General features: G+C 72.1%; 21 protein-coding genes. 16 read left to right on the top strand and 5 right to left on the bottom strand.

All coding sequences use genetic code 11. From position 1 onward, the window contains the following. Positions 1 to 16: 16 nt before the first annotated feature. The 4 genes from AC069K_RS07125 (at position 17) to AC069K_RS07110 (ending at position 3270) form a co-directional block, all read left to right on the top strand. On the top strand, positions 17 to 778 hold the full coding sequence (locus AC069K_RS07125; protein WP_365101571.1) for an SDR family oxidoreductase: 762 nt from the start codon (positions 17 to 19) through the stop codon (positions 776 to 778). Beyond that, complete coding sequence (locus AC069K_RS07120) at positions 775 to 1836, top strand: threonine aldolase family protein (protein ID WP_365101570.1); 1062 nt, start codon at positions 775 to 777, stop codon at positions 1834 to 1836. The genes AC069K_RS07125 and AC069K_RS07120 overlap by 4 nt, the downstream gene beginning before the upstream one ends. 122 nt (positions 1837 to 1958) lie before the next feature. After that, entirely contained in the window at positions 1959 to 2558 is a 600-nt protein-coding gene (locus AC069K_RS07115; protein WP_478612932.1) for a transglutaminase-like domain-containing protein, read from the top strand. A gap of 13 nt (positions 2559 to 2571) precedes the next feature. Next, positions 2572 to 3270 (top strand): B3/B4 domain-containing protein, encoded by a 699-nt coding sequence (locus tag AC069K_RS07110; RefSeq protein ID WP_478612929.1) that lies wholly within the window; start codon positions 2572 to 2574, stop codon positions 3268 to 3270. 21 nt (positions 3271 to 3291) lie between these two features. Here AC069K_RS07110 and AC069K_RS07105 read toward each other — a convergent pair whose 3' ends face one another. After that, positions 3292 to 4023, bottom strand: a complete 732-nt coding sequence (locus AC069K_RS07105; RefSeq protein ID WP_358832558.1) for a lysophospholipid acyltransferase family protein — start codon at positions 4021 to 4023, stop codon at positions 3292 to 3294. Positions 4024 to 4258: 235 nt separating this feature from the next. On the opposite strand from AC069K_RS07105, the gene AC069K_RS07100 reads away from it, so the two are divergent. The 6 genes from AC069K_RS07100 to AC069K_RS07075 all read left to right on the top strand — a co-directional run bounded on the left by AC069K_RS07100 (position 4259) and on the right by AC069K_RS07075 (position 10561). Then, positions 4259 to 4579: a TlpA family protein disulfide reductase gene (locus AC069K_RS07100; protein WP_478612926.1), complete on the top strand. Its 321-nt coding sequence runs from the start codon at positions 4259 to 4261 to the stop codon at positions 4577 to 4579. A 234-nt stretch (positions 4580 to 4813) separates the two neighbouring features. Then, the gene (locus tag AC069K_RS07095; RefSeq protein WP_365101503.1) at positions 4814 to 5323 is read left to right on the top strand and encodes a flavin reductase family protein; all 510 of its coding nucleotides are present in this window, start codon (positions 4814 to 4816) and stop codon (positions 5321 to 5323) included. A gap of 200 nt (positions 5324 to 5523) precedes the next feature. Then, entirely contained in the window at positions 5524 to 6309 is a 786-nt protein-coding gene (locus AC069K_RS07090) for an electron transfer flavoprotein subunit beta/FixA family protein (RefSeq protein ID WP_365101502.1), read from the top strand. A 57-nt stretch (positions 6310 to 6366) separates the two neighbouring features. Beyond that, on the top strand, positions 6367 to 7329 hold the full coding sequence (locus tag AC069K_RS07085; protein ID WP_358832554.1) for an electron transfer flavoprotein subunit alpha/FixB family protein: 963 nt from the start codon (positions 6367 to 6369) through the stop codon (positions 7327 to 7329). 161 nt (positions 7330 to 7490) lie between these two features. Next, complete coding sequence (locus tag AC069K_RS07080; RefSeq protein WP_478612919.1) at positions 7491 to 8789, top strand: DUF6986 family protein; 1299 nt, start codon at positions 7491 to 7493, stop codon at positions 8787 to 8789. Between the two features lie 68 nt (positions 8790 to 8857). Continuing rightward, complete coding sequence (locus AC069K_RS07075) at positions 8858 to 10561, top strand: serine/threonine-protein kinase (protein ID WP_478612917.1); 1704 nt, start codon at positions 8858 to 8860, stop codon at positions 10559 to 10561. Positions 10562 to 10568: 7 nt separating this feature from the next. Here AC069K_RS07075 and AC069K_RS07070 read toward each other — a convergent pair whose 3' ends face one another. Next, complete coding sequence (locus tag AC069K_RS07070; RefSeq protein ID WP_478612914.1) at positions 10569 to 11606, bottom strand: LacI family DNA-binding transcriptional regulator; 1038 nt, start codon at positions 11604 to 11606, stop codon at positions 10569 to 10571. Between the two features lie 182 nt (positions 11607 to 11788). Here AC069K_RS07070 and AC069K_RS07065 point away from each other — a divergent pair, with 182 nt between their 5' ends. The 5 genes from AC069K_RS07065 (at position 11789) to AC069K_RS07045 (ending at position 16933) form a co-directional block, all read left to right on the top strand. After that, entirely contained in the window at positions 11789 to 12772 is a 984-nt protein-coding gene (locus tag AC069K_RS07065) for an ROK family protein (protein WP_478612911.1), read from the top strand. Positions 12773 to 13056: 284 nt separating this feature from the next. Next, the gene (locus AC069K_RS07060) at positions 13057 to 14349 is read left to right on the top strand and encodes an ABC transporter substrate-binding protein (RefSeq protein WP_478612908.1); all 1293 of its coding nucleotides are present in this window, start codon (positions 13057 to 13059) and stop codon (positions 14347 to 14349) included. A 116-nt stretch (positions 14350 to 14465) separates the two neighbouring features. After that, positions 14466 to 15380, top strand: coding sequence for a carbohydrate ABC transporter permease (locus tag AC069K_RS07055; RefSeq protein ID WP_365101491.1), 915 nt, complete (start codon positions 14466 to 14468; stop codon positions 15378 to 15380). Beyond that, positions 15377 to 16300 carry a carbohydrate ABC transporter permease gene (locus tag AC069K_RS07050; protein WP_478612904.1) on the top strand — a complete coding sequence of 308 codons (924 nt, stop codon included), beginning with the start codon at positions 15377 to 15379 and terminating at the stop codon, positions 16298 to 16300. Before AC069K_RS07055 ends, AC069K_RS07050 begins: the two co-directional genes overlap by 4 nt. Before the next feature lie 132 nt (positions 16301 to 16432). Beyond that, a complete protein-coding gene (locus AC069K_RS07045) occupies positions 16433 to 16933 on the top strand; it encodes a DUF3761 domain-containing protein (protein WP_478612901.1) in 501 nt (166 codons plus the stop codon). A gap of 19 nt (positions 16934 to 16952) precedes the next feature. Here AC069K_RS07045 and AC069K_RS07040 read toward each other — a convergent pair whose 3' ends face one another. Next, positions 16953 to 17129 (bottom strand): hypothetical protein, encoded by a 177-nt coding sequence (locus AC069K_RS07040; protein ID WP_358834816.1) that lies wholly within the window; start codon positions 17127 to 17129, stop codon positions 16953 to 16955. Between the two features lie 243 nt (positions 17130 to 17372). Here AC069K_RS07040 and AC069K_RS07035 point away from each other — a divergent pair, with 243 nt between their 5' ends. After that, complete coding sequence (locus AC069K_RS07035; protein ID WP_478613321.1) at positions 17373 to 18410, top strand: NUDIX hydrolase; 1038 nt, start codon at positions 17373 to 17375, stop codon at positions 18408 to 18410. A gap of 25 nt (positions 18411 to 18435) precedes the next feature. Here the strand turns inward: AC069K_RS07035 and AC069K_RS07030 are convergent, their stop codons facing one another. Beyond that, the gene (locus tag AC069K_RS07030; protein ID WP_478612898.1) at positions 18436 to 19122 is read right to left on the bottom strand and encodes an MBL fold metallo-hydrolase; all 687 of its coding nucleotides are present in this window, start codon (positions 19120 to 19122) and stop codon (positions 18436 to 18438) included. Between the two features lie 105 nt (positions 19123 to 19227). Further along, the gene (locus AC069K_RS07025; protein ID WP_478612895.1) at positions 19228 to 20592 is read right to left on the bottom strand and encodes a M20/M25/M40 family metallo-hydrolase; all 1365 of its coding nucleotides are present in this window, start codon (positions 20590 to 20592) and stop codon (positions 19228 to 19230) included. Positions 20593 to 20706 lie beyond the last annotated feature (114 nt).

Raw genomic sequence — 20706 nt, 5'->3', positions numbered from 1 at the left:
TGCGGAGGAGACGAACATGAACGTCAACAGCAATGGCAGCGGGCCGCTGAGCGGCGCCGTGGTCGCGGTGGCCGGTGCGGCGGGCCCGGCGGGCCGCGCCGCCCTGCTCAGGCTCGCCGAGGCGGGTGCCACCGTGGTGGCGTCCGACGCGGACCCGGCACGCCTCGCGGAGGCCGTGGACGCGGCGCGCTACGCCCATGGCGGCGCGACCGTCGTCGGCGACACCGTCGACCTGCTCGACCTGGACGCCACCCGCGAGTGGGCGGCCAGGACCGAGAAGGAGTTCGGCCGGATCGACGGCCTGGTCCACCTCGTGGGCGGCTGGCGCGGCAGCGCCTCCTTCCCGGAGACCGACCTCGCCGACTGGGAGCTCCTGGAGAAGCTGCTGGTCAAGACCGTGCAGCACACCTCGCTCGCCTTCCACGACGGGCTGCTGCGCAGCGACCGGGGACGCTTCGTGCTGGTCAGCCAGTCCGGGGCGCACAAGCCCACCGCGAACAACGCCGCGTACAACGCGGGCAAGGCCGCGGCCGAGGCCTGGACCCTGGCGCTCGCCGACGCCTTCCGCAAGGCGGGGGGCGAGGACGGGCCGAACGCCGCCGCGGCCATCCTGGTGATCAAGGCACTGGTGCACGACGCCATGCGCGCCGAGCGCCCGAACGCCAAGTTCGCGGGCTTCACCGACGTCAAGGAGCTGGCCGAAGCCATCACCGGAGTCTGGGACCGGCCCGCCGAGGAAGTGAACGGACAGCGCCTGTGGCTGACCCCCAAGCCGTGAGGACGGACGCGCGCCGGCACCACGACCCCGAGGTGCGCGGCTTCGCCAGCGACAACTACGCGGGCGCGCACCCCGAGATCCTCGCCGCCATCGCCCTCGCCAACGGCGGACACCAGGTCGCGTACGGCGAGGACGACTACACCGACCACCTCCAGCGCGTCATCCACAGCCACTTCGGCGCGAGCGCCGAGGCGTTCCCGGTCTTCAACGGGACGGGCGCCAACGTCGTCGCCCTCCAGGCGCTGACCGACCGCTGGGGTGCGGTGATCTGCGCCGAGTCCGCGCACATCAACGTGGACGAGGGCGGCGCGCCGGAGCGCATGGCGGGCCTGAAGCTGCTCACCGTGCCGACGCCGGACGGCAAGCTCACCCCCGAGCTCATCGACCGGCAGGCCTGGGGCTGGGAGGACGAGCACCGCGCGATGCCGCAGGTCGTCTCGATCACCCAGAACACCGAGCTCGGCACGGTCTACACGCCCGACGAGATCCGCGCGATCTGCGACCACGCGCACCAGCACGGGATGAAGGTGCACCTCGACGGTGCCCGCATAGCCAACGCGGCCGCGTCCCTGAACGTGCCCATGCGCGCGTTCACCAACGCCGCCGGCGTCGACGTGATCTCGTACGGCGGCACCAAGAACGGCATGCTCTTCGGTGAGGCCGTCGTGGTGCTCAACCCGGACGCGGTGCGCCGGATGAAGCACATCCGCAAGATGTCGATGCAGCTCGCCTCCAAGATGCGCTTCGTCTCCGTGCAGTTGGAGGCGCTCCTCGCCAAGGACCTGTGGCTGCGCAACGCGCGCCACGCCAACGCGATGGCGCACCGGCTCGCCGAGGGCGTCCGCTCGGTCGACGGGGTCGAGATCCTCTACCCGGTCCAGGCCAACGCGGTCTTCGCCCGGCTGCCCCACGACGTGAGTGAGCGGCTCCAGAAGCGCTACCGGTTCTACTTCTGGGACGAGGCGGCCGGTGACGTGCGCTGGATGTGCTCGTACGACACCACCGAGGAGGACGTGGACGGCTTCCTGGCGGCGCTGAAGGAAGAGCTGGCCCGCTGACGGCGTCCCCGCCCACCCCGGTGACCCGCCACCCCGGTGAACCGTCTCACTGTCTGAATACATATGCGGCCGACCGTAAAGTCATTGACTCGCGGTCGGCCGCTTCCGTACGCTCGCGTGCCATGCGACTCCATCAGCGCAACCCCGACCTCTCCGCCTATCTCGCGGCCGACGAGGTCATCGACCACAGTCATCCGGTAGTGCGCGAACTGGCGACGAAGCTGGCGTCTCGCGCGCCCGACGCATATACATACGCCGAGCTTGCCTACGAGCATGTCCGCGACACTGTCGCGCACTCCGAGGACGCGGGCGACGAGCGCGTCACCTGGCGCGCCTCCGACGTCCTGGAGCAGCGCACCGGCATCTGCTACGCCAAGTCCCACGCCTACGCCGCCCTGCTGCGCGCCGAGGGGATACCGGCCGCCCTCTGCTATCAGCGCCTCGCGGACGACGACGGCACGAACCCGGTGATCCACGGACTGGTCGCCCTGAAGCTGCCCGGAGAGAGCGCGTGGGCGCGCCAGGACGTACGCGGCAACAAGCCCGGCGTCGACGCGCGCTTCTCCCTCGGGCCGGAGCGGCTGGCCTGGACGGTACGCCAGGAGTTCAGCGAAATGGACTATCCGGTACTCTATGATGTACCGCATCCGGCGGTGCTGGCCACGCTGCGGGCCGCTCCCGACCGTTCGCACCTCTGGCGGACGCTCCCGACCGAACTGTGAGGCACGACCCACCATGACGCTCCCCGTGACCGTGTCCGACGAGGTGCGCGCGCTCGCGCCCGCTTTCACCCATCTCGCCGTCGAGGCCCGCGGGCTCGTCAACGGCCCCAGCGACGAGGTGACTTCGGCGCTGCTCGACGAGGCCGCCGAGCGGCTGCGGGCGCGGCTCGGCTCCCTCGCCCCGCACGAGGACCCGCACATGGCCGCCTGGCGGGAGACGTACACCGCGTTCGGCGCCAAGCCCTCGCGCACCCGCAACTCGGCCGAGGCGCTCGCCAGGCGCGCGCTCGCCGACGGCGGTCTGCCCCGGATCAACCGGCTCGTCGACGTCTACAACGCGGTCAGCGTGGCCCGTCTGGTCCCGGTCGGCGGCGAGGACACCGACCGCATCGCGGGATCCCTGCGGCTGGTCCGGGCCACCGGCCGGGAGCCGTTCGCCACCGTCGCGGGCGGCGAGCCGGCCACCGAGCACCCGGAGGCGGGCGAGGTGGTCTGGTGCGACGACGAGGGCGTGACCTGCCGGCGCTGGAACTGGCGGCAGGGTGTCCGCACCCGGCTCACCGAGGAGAGCGTCAACGCGCTCTTCCTGCTGGAGGGGATGGCTCCGCACGGCCGCCCGGAAGAGGCCGCTGCGGAGCTCGCCGAGCTCCTGGAGAAGGTGAGCCCAGGGGCGCGGGTCACCGTGCACGCCCCGGTCGCCGCCGGGACGTGACGTTTCGGCGGTGGCGCGGCCTCAGTGGCTGGCCTCGCGCTCACGCACCTCTTCGGGCGTGGGCGCGGTGCCGCCCAGGTGTGCCGGGATCCACCAGGTGTCCGCGGCGTCCTTGGGGCGTACGGGATAGGCGCGCTGGGCGGCTTCCAGGAGCTCCTGGCAGCGCTCGCGCAGCCGCCGGGTGATGGCGCCCGCGAACTGGTCGGCGGGCGCCTCGACGGGCTCGCCGACACGGATGGTGACGGGGATGTGGCTGCGCTTGAAGTTGCGCGGCCGGCCCTTGGTCCACACCCGCTGGGTGCCCCACAGCGCCATCGGGATCAGCGGGACCCCGGCCTCCTGGGCGAGCCGGGCGGCGCCCGACTTGAAGCTCTTCAGCGTGAACGACTGCGAGATGGTCGCCTCGGGGAAGACCCCGACGATCTCTCCCGAGCGCAGCGACTCCAGCGCGTGCGCGTACGCGTTCTCCCCCTGCTTGCGGTCGACCGGGATGTGCTTCATCCCGCGCATCAGCGGTCCCGAGATCCGGTGCCGGAAGACCGACTCCTTGGCCATGAAGCGCACCAGGCGCTTCTGCGGCAGGGCGGCGAGTCCGGTGAAGATGAAGTCCAGATAGCTGATGTGGTTGCTGACCAGCACCGCGCCGCCGGAGCGCGGGATGTTCTCCGAACCCTGGGTGTCGATCTTCAGGTCGAGCGCCTTGAACATCGTGAGAGCGGCGCCGACGACCGGCCGATAGACGAGTTCTGCCATCTGAGGGGAGACCCTTCTGTTTTCCCGGGGGAGGGTGCTTCCGGAGGAAGTTACGCAGCCGTAGGTTTTCGGCGTTGGGCAGATCGTGCCCGATACGCGCCGTGGTGGCCAGTCCTGCGGCCTTCGGACGGGGAGATTCTCGTCACGTACGCGCAGGTCGGGGGCGGGTGGGAATCTTTCGGGCGGCCCGCGGCGCTGAAGAGGCACGACGGCGGGACCGAGGAGAGGGAGCACGGTGCGCGAGGACGGGCCGGGGCTGGCCGCAGCCCAGTTGGGCACGGAGCTGGGCGAGCGGGCGACGCTGGTGCAGTTCTCCAGCGCGTTCTGCCAGCCCTGCCGGGCAACACGGCGCACCCTGGCGGAGGTTGCCGCCATGGTCGACGGGGTCGCGCACGTGGAGATCGACGCCGAGGAGCACCTGGCGCTGGTGCGGGCGCTGGAGATCCGCGTCACGCCCACCGTCCTGGTCCTGGACCGCGCCGGCCGGATCGTGCGGCGCGCGACGGGGCAGCCCCGCCGGGCCGACGTGATCGCGGCGCTGGGGCAGGCGGTGTGAGCGGGGCGGAGGGGGCCGTGATGGATCTCCCACATCGTAGAAGGCACTTGACTGCGTGTACCCGCAATCGTCAATCTGACGACGTGCCGAACAGACTCCTTCTCTCCGGGCTCTCCGGGCTCCCGGGACTCTCCGGGCGCGTCCCCGCGGACGCCGCCCGCACCGCACGTGCGCGCTGTCCGGGCTGCTGAGCAGTCCCCAGCTCCCCCGCACCGACCGCAGAAGGACAACTCCATGACGGCTTCGCCCGAACTCGGCACCGCACGCGCCGCCTCCTCCCAGCTGTTCCGCGCGGTCTTCCGTCAGCACGCCGCCGGTGTGGCGGTGGTCACCGCACAGCGTGACGGCCGGCCCGTCGGCTTCACCGCCACCTCCCTCAGCTCCGTGGCCGCCGAGCCCCCGCTGCTCTCCTTCGGCATCGGCACCGGCTCCTCCAGCTGGCCGGTGATCTCCGAGGCCGAGCACATAGGCGTCCACATACTCGGCGAGCACCAGGAAGACCTCGCCGCGACCTTCGCCCGCAGCGGCGCCGACCGCTTCGGCGGCGCCACCCGCTGGCAGCCGGGACCCGAGGGCGTGCCCGTCCTCGACGGCGTCCTGGCCTGGCTGGTGGGCCGGGTCGTCGCGCGCGTCCCGGCCGGCGACCACCGCATCGTGGTGGCCGAGGCGGTCTTCGGCGAGCCCGCGGGCCCGGGCCGTCCGCTCCTCTACCACCAGGGCCGCTTCAACGCGTTGCGCGACTGAATCGTCTCCGTACTCGCCGGTTACTCAGCGTTGGCAACGTCACAGTGCAAAGCGCTTGCTTACGGGGAACACAGTGGGTGTACTGACGAGTAATATTTCGATCGGAGCGTCGGTCGCCCCGACCGGAAACCGCCCCATCAGGCGCCTATGCTGCGTGCAACAAGGCAGCCCAGAAATGACGATGCAGTAGGAGAGCCGGCGTGAGCTTGAGGATCGTTGTCTGTGTGAAGTACGTGCCCGACGCCACCGGCGACCGGCACTTCGCCGATGACCTGACCGTCGACCGCGACGACGTCGACGGCCTCCTTTCGGAGCTCGACGAGTACGCGGTCGAGCAGGCACTGCAGATCGCCGACGAGGCGGACGACGCGGAGATCACCGTGCTGACCGTCGGCCCCGAGGACGCCAAGGACGCGCTGCGCAAGGCGCTCTCCATGGGCGCCGACAAGGCCGTCCACGTCGAGGACGACGACCTGCACGGCACCGACGTCGTCGGCACCTCGCTGGTGCTCGCCAAGGCGATCGAGAAGACCGGTTACGACCTGGTCGTCTGCGGCATGGCCTCGACCGACGGCACCATGGGCGTGCTGCCGGCGCTGCTCGCCGAGCGCCTGAACGTTCCGCAGGTCACGCTGCTCTCCGAGGTCTCGGTCGAGGACGGCGTGGTCAAGGGCCGCCGTGACGGCGACACCGCCTCGGAGCAGCTGGAGGCGTCCCTGCCGGCCGTCGTGTCCGTGACGGACCAGTCGGGCGAGGCCCGCTACCCGTCCTTCAAGGGCATCATGGCCGCCAAGAAGAAGCCGGTGGAGTCGCTGGACCTGGGCGACCTCGACCTCGACGCCGACGAGGTCGGCCTCGCGGGCGCCTGGACCGCGGTCGACTCCGCCGCCGAGCGTCCGGCCCGTACCGCCGGCACGATCGTCAAGGACGAGGGCGAGGGCGGCAAGCAGCTGGCCGAGTTCCTCGCGAGCCAGAAGTTCATCTAAGGCTCGCAGAGCCCCAACTGCCCCCAGATTCTTCGCACTCGCAGGAGATTGAGTCCCATGGCTGAAGTTCTCGTCTACGTCGACCACGTCGACGGCGCCGTCCGCAAGCCCACTCTGGAGCTGCTGACGCTGGCCCGCCGCATCGGCGAGCCGGTCGCGGTCGCCCTCGGCGCCGGCGCCGAGGCCACCGCGTCCGCGCTGGCCGAGCACGGTGCCACCCGTGTCCTGACCGCCGACGCCCCCGAGTTCGCCGACTACCTCGTCGTACCGAAGGTGGACGCCCTCCAGGCCGCGTACGAGGCCGTGTCCCCGGCCGCTGTGCTCGTCCCGTCCTCCGCCGAGGGCAAGGAGATCGCGGCCCGCCTCGCGGTCCGCATCGGCTCCGGCATCATCACCGACGCCGTCGACCTGGAGGCCGGCGACAACGGCCCGGTGGCCACCCAGTCGGCCTTCGCCGCCTCGTACACCACCAAGTCCCGTGTCTCCAAGGGCACCCCGGTCATCACGGTCAAGCCGAACTCGGCCGCCGTGGAGGCCGCCCCGGCCGCGGGCGCCGTCGAGGCCCTGTCGGTCACCTTCTCCGCGCAGGCCACCGGCACCAAGGTCGTCTCCCGCACCCCGCGCGAGTCGACCGGCCGCCCCGAGCTGACCGAGGCCGCGATCGTGGTCTCCGGCGGCCGCGGCGTCAACGGCGCCGAGAACTTCGCGATCATCGAGGCGCTGGCCGACTCGCTCGGTGCCGCCGTCGGCGCCTCCCGCGCCGCCGTCGACGCCGGCTGGTACCCGCACTCCAACCAGGTCGGCCAGACCGGCAAGTCGGTCTCGCCGCAGCTCTACATCGCCTCCGGCATCTCCGGCGCCATCCAGCACCGCGCCGGCATGCAGACCTCGAAGACGATCGTCGCGATCAACAAGGACGCCGAGGCGCCGATCTTCGACCTGGTCGACTACGGCGTGGTGGGCGACCTGTTCGACGTCGTTCCGCAGCTGACCGAGGCGGTTCGGGCGCGCAAGGGCTGAGCCGTTCGTCCGTAGCGCCCCGGGGGCCGCGTGGTGATCTTCACCGCGCGGCCCCCGGTCGTTTCGGGCAACCATTGACGCGACGGGTACCCCTCATTAAATTCTGCTATGCGGATCGACGATTCCGTTCAGTGGAAAACCGAAGGTGCGGAGGGTGCAGGATGGGTCAGCAGGAGAAGGTGGCGACGAGCCTCGCGGGCACGGTCAGCGAGGAGATCAGCGCCTCGCTCGTCGCCGTGGACGAGGAGCTCGCCCGCCGCTACCCGGGCGACCCCGGCACCCGCCAGCCCGTGCACACGGTCTACGTCCCCGGCGACCTCTTCGCGGCGGACACCCTGCGCTCCTGGGGTGACCGGGCGCTGGCCGCCCTCGACGAGCACGCCCCCGACGCCGCCTCCTTCGCGCGCGTCCTCGGCATCGCCGACGCTCTCGCCGGGCCCGTGTACGAGCGGGTGCGCGCCAAGCTGGAGCGGGAGCCGGTGGAGGACCTGCGCGTCGACTTCGAGGACGGCTACGGCCCGCGCCCGGACGCCGAGGAGGACGCCGCCGCCGCGCGCGCGGCCCGGCTGGTCGCCGAGGCGTACGCGAACGGCACGGCCGCCCCGTACATGGGCATCCGTATGAAGTGCATGGAGGCGGCGGTCCGCGACCGCGGCATCCGCACCACCGACGTCTTCCTCACCGGCCTGATGGAGCACGGCGGCCTGCCGGACGGGCTCGTCCTGACGCTGCCGAAGGTCACCTACCCCGAGCAGGTCTCCGCCTTCGTACGGCTCCTGGAGGCCTTCGAGGAGGCCCACGGCCTGGCCGCCGGGCGGCTCGGCTTCGAGATCCAGATCGAGACCAGCCAGTCGATCCTGGCCGCCGACGGCACCGCCGCCGTGGCCCGGATGATCGACGCCGCCGGGGGCCGCGCTACCGGCCTGCACTACGGCACCTTCGACTACAGCGCCTGCGTGGGCGTCTCCGCCGCCTACCAGGCCAGCGACCACCCGGCCGCCGACCACGCCAAGGCCGTGATGCAGGTCGCCGCCGCCGGCACCGGTGTACGGGTCTCCGACGGCTCCACCAACGTCCTGCCGGTCGGCCCGACGGCCCACGTCCACGAGGCGTGGCGGCTCCACTACGGCCTCACCCGCCGCGCCCTGGCCCGCGCCTACTACCAGGGCTGGGACATGCACCCCGGCCACCTGCCGACCCGGTACGCGGCGGTGTACGCCTTCTACCGCGAGGGCCTGGAGGCCGCCGCGGCACGGCTGGCGGCCTATGTCGCCAAGGCCGGCGGCGACGTCATGGACGAGCCCGCCACCGCCAAGGCGCTCAGCGGCTTCCTGCTGCGCGGCCTGGACTGCGGCGCCCTCGACACCGAGGAGGTCACCCGGCTGACCGGCCTGACCCGCGCCGACCTCGACGGCTTCTCCTCGCCGCGCCGGGCCGCCCTCACCGTCACCGCTCCGTAGTCACGGAACTGTCACCCGGGCCCCTTACCCTGGACGCGACCACATCCACCACAGGGAACGGGGCAGCGGTGTCTTCGGGGGAGAACGACCGGCTTGCGGGCCGCTACCGGCTGGTCGAGCAGCTGGGCCGGGGCGGCATGGGCGTCGTCTGGCGCGCCGTCGACGAGGTCCTCGGCCGCGAGGTCGCGGTCAAGGAACTGCGGACGTACACGGACATGTCCGGGCCCGAACTGGGCGATCTGCGGCTGCGCATGCAGCGCGAGGCGCGCGCCGCCGCGCGCGTGCGCCACCCCGGGGTGGTCGCCGTCCACGACGTCACCGAGCACGACGGCCGCCCGGTCATCGTGATGGAGCTCGTCGAGGGGCCCTCGCTCGACGGGGTGCTGACCGAGCGCGGCGCGCTGGACCCGCGCGAGGCGGCCGCGATCGGCGCCCGGGTCCTTGAGGCGCTCGCCGCCGCCCACCGCGCGGGCGTGCTGCACCGCGACGTCAAGCCCGGCAACATCCTGCTGGAGCGCGGCGGCCGGGTGGTGCTCACCGACTTCGGCATCGCCGCCATGGAGGACCCGGGCGACGGCGCGGCCACGCATCTGACCCGCAGCGGCGAGCTGGTCGGCTCCCTGGACTACCTGGCGCCCGAGCGCGCCCAGGGCCAGGACCCCGGCCCCGCCTCCGACGTCTGGGCGCTCGGCGCCACGCTGTACGCGGCGGTGGAGGGCGCCTCGCCGTTCCGCCGCACCTCCACCTGGTCCACGCTCTCCGCGATCGTGTCGGAGCCGCTGCCCGAGCCCGGCAGGGCGGGGCCGCTCGCGGCCGTCCTGCGCGAACTGATGCACAAGGACCCGGCCCGCCGCCCGGACGCGGACACGGCGGCCCGGATGCTGGCGGCGGTGGCCGAGGGCCGCGACGCGGCCTCCACGCACGCGATGGACGCCCCGCCGGTCCAGGCGCCCGCACCGGCCCCGCAGCCGGTGGCGCCGCCGCGCGAGGCGACCGTACGGGACGTGCTGCCGCACCGGCCGCGGGGGTTCGGGCCGCTGGTCACCCAGCAGCCCGCGCCCGAGCCCTCCCCGCGACGCGGGCGGGCACGCGGTCTGGTGGCGGCGGGTGTCGCGGCCGTCGTCCTCGCGGGCGCCGGTGTCACGTACGCCCTGGTCGGCACCGGGGACGACGACGGCACCCGGCAGCAGGCCGTCGGCTCGGCGTCCGGCGCGAGCCCGTCGGCGTCCGGCGCCCAGGACGGCACGGGCGGCGTGTGGGACGGCGGCGGGCCCGGTGCAGCGAGCCCCGGCCCGACCGGCGCCCACGGCCGCGCCTCCGCCTCACCCGGCACCCGCCCCGCCAAGGACGGCAAGGACGGCAAGGACGGGAAGCGACCCGGCGAGAAGGGCGGCAGCACCCCGGGCAGGACGCCCACCGGCGGCCACGCGAGCGCCACCCCGGGCGGCGCCGGGGGGACGTCCGGCGGCGGCACCGGCTCCACGCCCGCCCCGTCCTGCCACCCCGCGGGCGCGGGCAAGTTCGACTGCCAGGTGTGGCGCACCGCGAAGAGCTACCGCCAGGACGGCGGCGAGGCGGGCGTGCTCAACGCGGGCAACAACTACTTCTACTGCCAGGCCGACCTGGGCCGCCGTGAGACGTACGGGAAGTGGACCAACACCTACTGGGCGCGCACCGACGACGACAGCGGCAACACCAACGTCTACGTCAGCGTGGTCTACCTCAAGGGCGGCGCCAACAACGCCCCGGTCCCGGGGCTGCCGGTGTGCTGACCCGCGGCTAGTCGGCGGCGGGCGGGCGGATCTCGCCCGAACCCCGCGCGATGAGCGTGGTGGGCAGCACCACGCGCGCGGGGGCCTCGTCGACGCCGTCGAGGCGGCGGAAGAGGCGTTCGGCCGCCGTGCGGCCGAGGGTCGCGGAGTCCTGCGAGACGACGGTGATGCCGAGCAGGTCGGCCAGCTCGATGTCGTCGAAGCCGACCAGGGCGACCGGGTGCTCCCGGCCCGCCAGGACACGGACCACCGTCACGGTCACCCGGTTGTTGCCCGTGAAGACGGCGGTGACCGGCTCGGGGCCGCTCAGCATCGCCTCGGCGGCCCGGCGCACCCGCTCCGGTTCGGTGGAGCCGAGCGCGACCCATCCGTCCGCCACCGCGAGCCCCGCCTCCTCCATAGCCGCGCGGTAGCCGCGCAGGCGCTCGGTGGCGGTGTGGATGCGCGGCTGGTCGCCGATGAAGCCGATCCTGCGGTGGCCGTGCGCCACCAGGTGGGCGACGCCCTCGCGGGCGCCGCCGAAGCTGTCGGAGAGCACCGCGTCGGCGTCGATCCGCCCGGCCGGGCGGTCCACGAACACGGTCGCCACCCCGGCCTTTATCTCAGGCTCCAGATAGCGGTGGTCGCCCCCGGCCGGGATCACGATCAGCCCGTCGACGCGGCGGGCGCAGAAGGCCAGCACCAGCTCCTGCTCGCGATCGGCGTCCTCGGCGCTTGAGCCGTTGATGAGCAGCGCCCCGTGCGCCCGGGCCACCTCCTCGATCGCGCGGCTGAGCGGCCCGTAGAACGGGTCGGCCAGATCCTCCAGGACCAGCCCGATGGAGGCGGTCCGCCCCTTGCGCAGCACGCGCGCGCTGTCGTTGCGGCGGAACCCCAGCGCGTCGATCGCCTCCGTCACCCGGCGCTCGGTGTCCGGGGTGACCCCGGCCTCGCCGTTGACCACCCGGGAGACCGTCTTCAGCCCGACACCGGCGCGGGCGGCGACATCCTTCATGGTGGGCCGGATGCCGTAGCGGGGCTCATGGTGGCGTGCGGTCTCGGCCACGTGCGGTGTCCTGTCGTCGTCGGGGGCTCAGCGGGCCCGGGGCGCGGGGGCGGGTGTCCGGGGCGGATCCGGGCGGATCGGGGTGTGGCGTCGAGCATAGGCCCTGGACAACGTTGTCAGGTGAATGGAGACTGTTCATCCGACCGGCTCGACACCCTCGCCCACCAGGAGATCCGACACCGATGCAGACCGACCTCGTCGCCGCGCTCGACATCGGCGGCACCAAGATCGCCGGAGCGCTGGTGGACGCCGAAGGCCGACTGCTCGTACGGACCCGGCGGGCGACCCCCGCGCGGGAGGACGGCGAGACGGTGGCGCGGGCCGTGGACGAGGTCCTCGCGGAGCTGGCCGGATCCGCACTGTGGGGACAGGTGGGGGCGCTGGGGGTCGGCAGCGCGGGCCCGGTCGACGCGTCCGCGGGGACGGTCAGCCCGGTCAACATCCCCGGCTGGCGGGGGTTCCCGCTGGTGGAGCGGGTGCGGGCGGCGACCGGCGGGCTGCCCGTCGAGCTCGTCGGCGACGGGGTGGCGATGACCGCCGCCGAACACTGGCTGGGCGCGGCCCGCGGCTACGACAACGCCCTGTGCATGGTCGTCTCCACCGGGGTGGGCGGCGGTCTGGTCCTCGGCGGCCGGCTCCACGCGGGCCGCACCGGTAACGCCGGTCACATCGGTCACATCAGTGTCGAGCTCGACGGCGACCCCTGCCCGTGCGGGGCGCGCGGCTGTGTGGAGCGCATCGCCAGCGGCCCCAACATCGCGCGCCGGGCCCGGGAGAACGGCTGGACGCCGGGACCGGACGGCGACGCCTCGGCCGCCGCCGTGGCCGCCGCGGCGCGCGCCGGGCACCCGGTCGCGCTCGCCTCGTTCGAGCGGGCCGCCCAGGCGCTCGCGGCGGGCATCGCGGCGACCGCCACCCTGACGGAGATCGAGATCGCCGTGATCGGCGGGGGAGTCGCCGGGGCGGGCGACGTCCTCTTCGACCCGCTGCGCCGCGCCCTGCACGACTACGCCACGCTCTCCTTCGTCCAGGGCCTGAAGGTCGCCCCCGCCCTGATGGGCACGGACGCGGGTCTGGTCGGCGCGGCGGCTGCGGCTGCGGCTGCCGGGGCTTCGATGACCAGCGCTCCGACGACTGCTCGCCGGGCGGTGCGGGCGGGAAGGTGACTCCTCATCACCTTCCTCCGCTTCCAGGACGGATGACCCGATTCGCCGCCCCGTTCTTCGCTTCTGCTGACGCGCGCATTTGCGGTAGAGCTTGTTGGAGTCTGTTGGAACAGAACGCGTAACGGTTGTTCGAAATCCCGTCAGAACCCTTGACGTCCCCTTCGGTTGGGGGTGTGATCCAAGCCACGCGTTCGGTTGTGTTGGGTTACACCCCGGAGGAGGGGGACATGGCACAGTCATCGTTCAGAGGTCCTGCGGTGCCCGGGAGCGTGGCGGGACATCGGATGTCCCGGCGGAGTCTTCTCCGGAGCGCCGCGTTCGGCGCCGGGGCGGTCACCTTCCCCTCGCTGCTGTCCGCCTGCGACAGCGGGCCCGGGGGCGACGCCAAGACGATCCGGCTGGGCTCCAACTCCTCGGACGCGGTGCCGAAGAAGGCCTTCGGGGAGGCCTTCGCGGCGTATGCGAAGCAGTCCGGGGAAGGCCGCAAGGTCAAGGTCAACACCGTCGACCACAACAGCTTCCAGGAGAACATCAACCGCTATCTCCAGGGCAAGCCCGACGACGTGTTCATGTGGTTCGCGGGCAACCGCATGCAGTTCTTCGCCAAGAAGGGGCTGCTCCACGACATCAGCGACCTGTGGCAGGGCTTCCAGGGCTTCTCGCCCGCGCTGAAGGCGCAGTCGACGGGCGAGGACGGCAAGCAGTACCTCACTCCGTACTACTACTACCCGTGGGCCGTCTTCCACCGTAAGAGCGTGTTCCAGCAGCACGGCTACCAGGCGCCCCGGACCCTCGACGAGTACGTCGCGCTCGCCCGGCAGATGCGGAAGGACAAGCTCGTACCGATCGCGTTCTGCGACAAGGACGGCTGGCCCGTGATGGGCACCTTCGACTACCTCAACATGCGCACCAACGGGTACGACTTCCACCGCGATCTGATGGCCGGCAAGGAGGCGTGGACGGACAAGCGCGTCAAGGAGGTCTTCGACACCTGGCGCCGGATCCTGCCGTACTGCCAGAAGGGCGCCAACGGCCGCACCTGGCAGGAGGCCGCGCAGAGCCTCCAGAAGAAGGAGGCGGGGATGGCCGTGTTCGGACTGCCCCACGCGGGACAGCAGTTCCCGGTCTCCGAACAGGGCGACCTCGACTTCTTCCCCTTCCCGGTCATCAACCCCGAGCACGGTCTGGACGCGGTCGAGGCGCCCATCGACGGGTTCCTGCTCGCCAAGAACGCCAAGAGCCTCAAGAACGCCAAGAACATGGAGAGTGCCAAGGACCTCCTGAAGTGGCTGGCGACCCCCGCGGCGGAGAACGTCTACCTCGCCGGTGACCCCAACAACATCGCGGTCAACAGCGCGGCCGACACCTCCCAGTACAGCGCGCTCCAGAAGAAGTCGGTCGAGCTCATCTCCGGCGCCAAGCAGATCTCGCAGTTCATGGACCGCGACACCCGGCCGGACTTCTCCTCCACCGTGATGATTCCGGCGCTTCAGAGGTTCATCGGCAACCCCGGTGACGTGGACGGGCTGGTCAACGACATCGAGCGGCAGCGGAAGTCGATCTTCGCCGCGGACTGACGCCGGGCCCCCGGCCGTCCGGCCCGCTCGCCCGGCCGTCCGGCCCGTCCGGCCCGTCCGCCCGGCTCTCCCGCCTGCCAATCGGCCCGCCCCGCACCGACTTGGAGTACTCAGCCGTGTCGCTCACCTCCGCACGGCGCGCCGGACGACGAGGACCGCGGCGGTTCACCGCCCGCGACCTCGCCGTCCTCGGCGTGCTGCTGGGCATACCCGTCCTGCTCGACCTCGCCATCGTGTGGGGCCCGACCCTCGCCTCCGTCGTCCTCTCCTTCACCAGCTGGGACGGGATCGGCGACGTCAGATGGGTCGGTACGGACAACTACACCGACGTCTTCACCAACTACCCGCCGTTCTGGCCCGCCGTCCGCCACAACCTGATGTGGCTGGCCTTCCTCGGCTTCGTCGCCGTGCCGTTCGGGCTGCTGCTCGCGGTGCTGATCGACCGGGGCGTCCGCTTCAGCCGCTTCTACCAGTCGACGCTCTACATGCCGGTGGTGCTCTCGCTCGCCGTCGTCGGCTTCATCGCCCAACTGGTCTTCTCCCGCGACCAGGGCGCGCTCAACGCGCTCGTCGGCGACCGGCGGAACCCGACCGACTGGCTGGGCGACCCGGACCTCAACATCTGGATGATCCTGCTGGCGGCGGCCTGGCGGCACACCGGTTACGTCATGATCCTCTACCTGGCGGGCCTCAAGGCCGTCGACCCCACGCTCAAGGAGGCCGCGGCGATCGACGGGGCCGGCGAGGCCCAGACGTTCTTCCGGGTCGTGCTGCCGACCCTGCGCCCGGTCAACGTGATCGTCGGCGTGATCACCGTCATCGAGTCGCTGCGCGCCTTCGACATCGTGTACGCGGTCAACCACGGCCGCAACGGACTCGAAGTGCTCTCCGTGCTCGTCACCGACAACATCATCGGCGAGGCCGCCCGCATCGGCTTCGGCTCCGCCATCGCCGTCGTGCTGCTGACCGTCTCCCTCGGGTTCGTCGTGACGTACCTGGTGCAGGAGATCCGAGGGGAGAAGACCCGATGATTGTGGACACCGCGCCCCTCGCCCCCGCCACCGCCCCGCCCGCGCCGCCCCCGCCCCGGCGCCGTCGCGTCCGGCCCGGCCGCCTGGGCGTGCACGCCTTCCTGATGACCGTCTCGCTGGCCTTCCTCGCCCCGCTGCTGCTCGCGGTCTACGCCTCCCTGCGCCCCTACGACGAGACCTCGAAGTACGGCTACTTCTCCCTCCCCAAGCACCTCTCCTTCGCCTACTACACCCAGGCCTTCAGCGACTCCGGCATGACGAAGTACTTCGTCAACACACTGATCATCGCGGTGCCCGGGGTGCTGGTGACGCTGTTCCTGGCGTCGTTCGTGGCCTTCGCCGTCTCCCGCCTCAAGCTGCGCGGCGGCATCCTGCTCCTGATGCTGTTCACGGCGGGCAACCTGCTGCCCCAGCAGGTGATCGTCACCCCGCTGTACGTCCTGTTCAACCGCGTCCCGCTGCCGTACTGGATGTCCGACTCGATGACGATGTTCGACTCGTACTGGGCCGTCATCCTCGTCCACATCGGCTTCCAGATCGGCTTCTGCGTCTTCGTCCTGGCCAACTTCATGCGCACGCTCCCGCAGGAGATCCTGGAGGCGGCGATCGTCGACGGCGCGGGCGTGTGGACCCAGTACTGGCGCATCACCCTGCCCCTGTGCCGCCCGGCCCTGGCGGCCTTGGCCACGCTCCAGTTCACCTGGATGTACAACGACTTCCTCTGGGCCCTGGTGTTCATGTCCGACGGCGACAAACTCCCGGTCACCTCGGCCCTCAACAACCTGCGCGGCCAGTTCTTCACCGACTACAACCTGCTGGCGGCGGGCTCGGTCATCGTGGCCCTGCCGACCCTGCTGGTGTTCCTGCTGCTCCAGAGGCACTTCATCGCGGGCCTGACACTGGGATCCAGCAAGGGGTAGCCGACGGGTCCCCACAGAAGCGAACAAGTGTCGGCCAAGCGGCCGAAACCATGCGGTAACGAATACGCAACTACCCTCACCCGCGACTCTCCGTAGCGATGAGATGGCCTTCTCACCGCCCAGGGGGGCCACATGAAGCACGCACGTACCTCCACCCTCGCGGCCGCATGGGTCGCGGCCGCCGCGCTCGCGCTGACCGGCTGCGGAGGGAGTGACTCCGGGGACGGCAAGGCCGGTCGGACGGTCGTTCCCAGCCAGTCGTCGCAGTCCCCGACCCCCAGCGCCACCACCGAGAGCCCGACGCCCACCCCTACTCCGACGCCCACCCCCTCCGAGCCGGCCCCGCCGCTGTCGCTCGATGTGACACCGGGCAGTGACGGAACGGAGGGAGGGAGCGTGTCCGGCGGCTCCGGCGCCGGGATCGGCTCCGATCCGTCCGGCGGGTCCGGCACCTCCGGCAGCTCCGGCGGGTCGGACGACTCCGACGATTCCGGCGGTGACGGGGACAGCGGCGGGGGCGGTGACGACCACGGCGGTGCCACCGCTCTCTGCAACGACGGTACGTACTCGTTCGCGGCCCACCACCGGGGAGCCTGCTCCCACCACCGGGGCGTCGCGGTCTTCTACCGGTAGCCGCCCGGGCGGGCGGAGGTCAGTGGGCGGGCTCCGGGGTGTACTGGCGGACGACCACCAGGAACGTGTCCGTCTCCAGGTCCATCACGACCTCCGCCGGCACGCCCTCGTCGCGGCGGTCGCGCGCGAACTCCTCGGCGGGCCAGCTGCCGCGCGGGCCGCCCGCGGGAAAGCGCTCCAGCACAGTACGACGCATGTCCGCCGCACCCCCTCACTCTCTTCCGGCACTCGCACAACGAGGTTCTCGTCGGATGCGTTACGGCCCCCCGTGGCCGGTGCCCGGGGACAAGGACGCGGCGGGCGGCCGGAAAGGCTCGGGTGGATCTGCAACAAGGGCGCCACAGTTGTGTACAAGATCAGGACGCCCGGTTCCGCCCCGGCGATTCCGTGGCACTCTGTTGCGGGCAATCCACTGGGTGCTATGGAAGAGGGGGAAACCGTGATCGTCTGGATCAACGGTGCGTTCGGCGCGGGCAAGACCAGCACCGCGCGCGAACTGGTCGACCTGATCCCGAACAGCACGTTGTACGACCCCGAGGTGATCGGCGCCGTCCTGAAGCACCTTCTCCCGCAGAAGCGCCTCGCGGAGGTCGGTGACTACCAGGACCTGCCCAGCTGGCGGCGGCTGGTGGTGGACGGCGCGGCCGCGCTGCTCGCCGAGGTCGGCGGGGTGCTCGTGGTGCCCATGACGCTGCTGCGGCAGGAGTACCGCGACGAGATCTTCGGTGGCCTCGCCTCCCGTCGCATACCGGTGCGGCATGTGCTCCTGACACCCGAGGAAACGATCCTGCGCGGCCGGATCGCCGCCCGGGTCGACGTCCCCGACGACCCCGAGGCGAGCGAGCGCTGCCGCCAGTGGGCGTACGAACACATCGAGCCCTACCGGACGGCCCTCGGCTGGCTCGCCCGGGACGCCCACGCCGTCGACAACGGCGCCCTCACCCCGCGCGAGACCGCCGAGCGCGTCGCCGACGCCGTCCGCACGGACGCCGCGCCCGTCAACGAGATCGTCCAGACCCCGGAGCCGACCGCCGAGACGCTCGCCGCCGGGGTGCTGCTCTTCGACGAGAGCGACCGGGTGCTCCTGGTGGACCCGACGTACAAGCCGGGCTGGGAGTTCCCCGGCGGCGTCGTGGAACGCGGCGAGGCACCCGCGCGGGCGGGCATGCGCGAGGTCGAGGAGGAGATAGGGATACGGCTCGACCGGGTGCCCCGCCTCCTGGTCGTCGACTGGGAGCCGCCCGCCCCGCCGGGCTACGGAGGGCTGCGGCTGCTCTTCGACGGCGGCCGGCTCGACAGCGCCGGGGCCGGACAGGTCCTGCTGCCGGGCTCCGAACTGCGGGACTGGCGCTTCGTCGGCGAGGAGGAGGCGTCCCGGCTGCTGCCGCCCGCCCGCTACGAACGGCTGCGCTGGGCGCTGCGGGCCCGGGAGAAGTCCACCGTGCTCAACCTGGAGGCGGGGGTGCCGGTGGGCTGAGCGCCCGGGCCCTGGGCGCGGGCCGTCAGTCCTGGTCCGCCGTCTCGCGCAGCACCCTCGCCGCGTCCCGCGTCAGCGGGTCCCCGTGCCCGAAGCACGCCACCGACGGGGCGAGCGAGGCGAGACGGCGGAAGGAGTCCCGGGCGCGGGCCCGGTCCACGTTGAAGACGCCGAGCATCACCTGGCCGACCCCGGCCACGCAGTCACCCGTGAACAGCACGCCGTGGCGCGGCAGATGGACGCCGATCGAACCGTCGGTGTGGCCGGGGGAGTGGACCACCACGGCGCCGCCGCCGAAGTCGAGCACCTCACCGTCCTCGACCTCGCGGTCGACCCGCGTCGGCGGCGCCTCGGGAACCGTCAGCCCGTGCTCGTACAGGGGGAGTTCCCAGTCGAGCAGATCGGGCTCGGGCACCGGGACCTCCCCCCGGATCACCGGCGCGTCCAGCCGGTGCGCGATCACCTCGGCCCCGTACCGGACGGCCAGCTCCTCGGCCGCGCCGTAGTGGTCCCGGTGGCCGTGGGTGACCACGATCCGGCGGAGCGCCGCCGGATCGAGGCCGAGGCCGCGTATCGCCTTCTCCATGGGGGCCGCGGCGTTGATGTCGCCCGCGTCCACCAGCGTCAACTCGTCCCCGTCGGACCACAGGTAGGCCTGGCCGATGGGGAAGCGGAACATGTGCAGTTCGGGAGTGACCCGTACGAGATCCATGCCGCGACCGTACGGCGGCGCGGGCGTCCACCGGGCGGATGTACGCTCTGCGCGATTCCGCCCAGAGCGTCACGCCCCCGGCCGGGGGCGTGACGCCACGGATCGTCAGGACTGCTGGGAGCGGGCGTAGTTGAGCAGGAAGTGCGCCTCGGCGACCGAGAGCCGCTCCAGCTCCTGCGGGGAGACGCTCTCGTTCACCGCGTGGATCTGCGCCTCCGGCTCGCTCAGCCCGATCAGCAGGATCTCCGCCTTGGGGTAGAGCGCGGCCAGGGTGTTGCAGAGCGGGATCGAGCCGCCCATGCCCGAGGACTGCATCTCCTCGCCCGGGTACGCGATCCGCATCGCCTCGGCCATCGAGGTGTACGCCGGGCTGGTGACGTCCGCGCGGAACGGCTGGCCCTGGCCGACCTGCTCGAAGGAGACACGCGCGTTCCACGGCGTGTGCTTCTCGATGTGGGCGAACAGCAGCTGGGTCGCCTCCGCGGCGTCCACGCCCGGCGGCACCCGCAGGCTGATCTGCGCCCTCGCGCTCGCCGGGATCGACGGGGTCGCGCCCGCCACCGGGTGGCAGTCGATCCCGATCACCGTGACGGCCGGACGCGCCCAGACGCGGTCGGCCACCGTACCCGTACCGGGCAGCCCCACCCCGTCCAGGACCTTGGCGTCCTTGCGGAACTCCTCCTCCGGGTACTGGAGCCCCTCCCACGCGGCGTCGGACGGCAGCCCCTCGACGACCGTCTGCCCGTTCTCGTCCCGCAGCGAGTCCAGTACGCGGATGAGCGCGGCCAGCGCGTCGGGGGCCGCGCCGCCGAACTGGCCCGAGTGCAGGTTGCCTTCGAGCGTGTCGATCCGCACCCGGATCATCGTCATCCCGCGCAGCGTCGCGGTGACCGTCGGCAGGCCGACCCGGAAGTTGCCCGTGTCGCCGATGACGATCGCGTCGGCCGCCAGCAGCGCGGGGTGCGCCTCGGCGTACCGCTCCAGACCGCCGGTGCCCTGCTCCTCGGAGCCCTCGACGATCACCTTCACGGAGACCGGGACGCCGCCGTTCGCCTTCAGGGCGCGCAGCGCCAGCAGATGCATGATGAAGCCGCCCTTGCAGTCGGCGGCCCCGCGCCCGTACCAGCGGCCGTCGCGCTCGGTCAGCTCGAACGGCGGGCTCAGCCAGGCGGACTCGTCCAGCATCGGCTGGACGTCGTAGTGCGCGTACAGAAGGACGGTGGGCGCGCCCGCGGGACCGGGCAGGAAGCCGTAGACCGACTGGGAGCCGTCCGGGGTGTCGAGCAGGGCCACGTCCTGGAAGCCCTCGTCGCGCAGCGCCCCGGCCACCCACGCCGCGGCCGCGTCGCACTCGCTCCTGGGCGCCACCGCCTCGTCCGCCACCGACTGGAACGCCACCAGTTCCGTGAGCTCCGCCTGCGCGCGGGGCATCAGTGAGGCGACGGTCTCGGCGATCGGATTCGCGGTCATGGGCACGCTCCTCATGGGTGCGACGTTGAAATACGTGTACGCAAGTGCACGTGAATGTATGACGAAGGTAGAGCCGATCCTCCCACAGGGTGGACAGGCCCTACCGCGCCGTAG

Source organism: Streptomyces sp. NPDC043908 (genome assembly GCF_056435525.1).
This window is presented reverse-complemented; position numbering and strand designations above follow the sequence as displayed.

What these genes read in the sequence shown, in the direction of transcription:
- AC069K_RS07125 (WP_365101571.1), top strand. Translation starts at nt 17, where the DNA reads ATGAACGTCAACAGCAATGGCAGCGGGCCGCTGAGCGGCGCCGTGGTC.
- AC069K_RS07115 (WP_478612932.1), top strand. Translation starts at nt 1,959, where the DNA reads ATGCGACTCCATCAGCGCAACCCCGACCTCTCCGCCTATCTCGCGGCC.
- AC069K_RS07110 (WP_478612929.1), top strand. Translation starts at nt 2,572, where the DNA reads ATGACGCTCCCCGTGACCGTGTCCGACGAGGTGCGCGCGCTCGCGCCC.
- AC069K_RS07105 (WP_358832558.1), bottom strand. Translation starts at nt 4,023, where the DNA reads ATGGCAGAACTCGTCTATCGGCCGGTCGTCGGCGCCGCTCTCACGATG.
- AC069K_RS07095 (WP_365101503.1), top strand. Translation starts at nt 4,814, where the DNA reads ATGACGGCTTCGCCCGAACTCGGCACCGCACGCGCCGCCTCCTCCCAG.
- AC069K_RS07085 (WP_358832554.1), top strand. Translation starts at nt 6,367, where the DNA reads ATGGCTGAAGTTCTCGTCTACGTCGACCACGTCGACGGCGCCGTCCGC.
- AC069K_RS07080 (WP_478612919.1), top strand. Translation starts at nt 7,491, where the DNA reads ATGGGTCAGCAGGAGAAGGTGGCGACGAGCCTCGCGGGCACGGTCAGC.
- AC069K_RS07065 (WP_478612911.1), top strand. Translation starts at nt 11,789, where the DNA reads ATGCAGACCGACCTCGTCGCCGCGCTCGACATCGGCGGCACCAAGATC.
- AC069K_RS07060 (WP_478612908.1), top strand. Translation starts at nt 13,057, where the DNA reads ATGTCCCGGCGGAGTCTTCTCCGGAGCGCCGCGTTCGGCGCCGGGGCG.
- AC069K_RS07050 (WP_478612904.1), top strand. Translation starts at nt 15,377, where the DNA reads ATGATTGTGGACACCGCGCCCCTCGCCCCCGCCACCGCCCCGCCCGCG.
- AC069K_RS07045 (WP_478612901.1), top strand. Translation starts at nt 16,433, where the DNA reads ATGAAGCACGCACGTACCTCCACCCTCGCGGCCGCATGGGTCGCGGCC.
- AC069K_RS07040 (WP_358834816.1), bottom strand. Translation starts at nt 17,129, where the DNA reads ATGCGTCGTACTGTGCTGGAGCGCTTTCCCGCGGGCGGCCCGCGCGGC.
- AC069K_RS07030 (WP_478612898.1), bottom strand. Translation starts at nt 19,122, where the DNA reads ATGGATCTCGTACGGGTCACTCCCGAACTGCACATGTTCCGCTTCCCC.
- AC069K_RS07025 (WP_478612895.1), bottom strand. Translation starts at nt 20,592, where the DNA reads ATGACCGCGAATCCGATCGCCGAGACCGTCGCCTCACTGATGCCCCGC.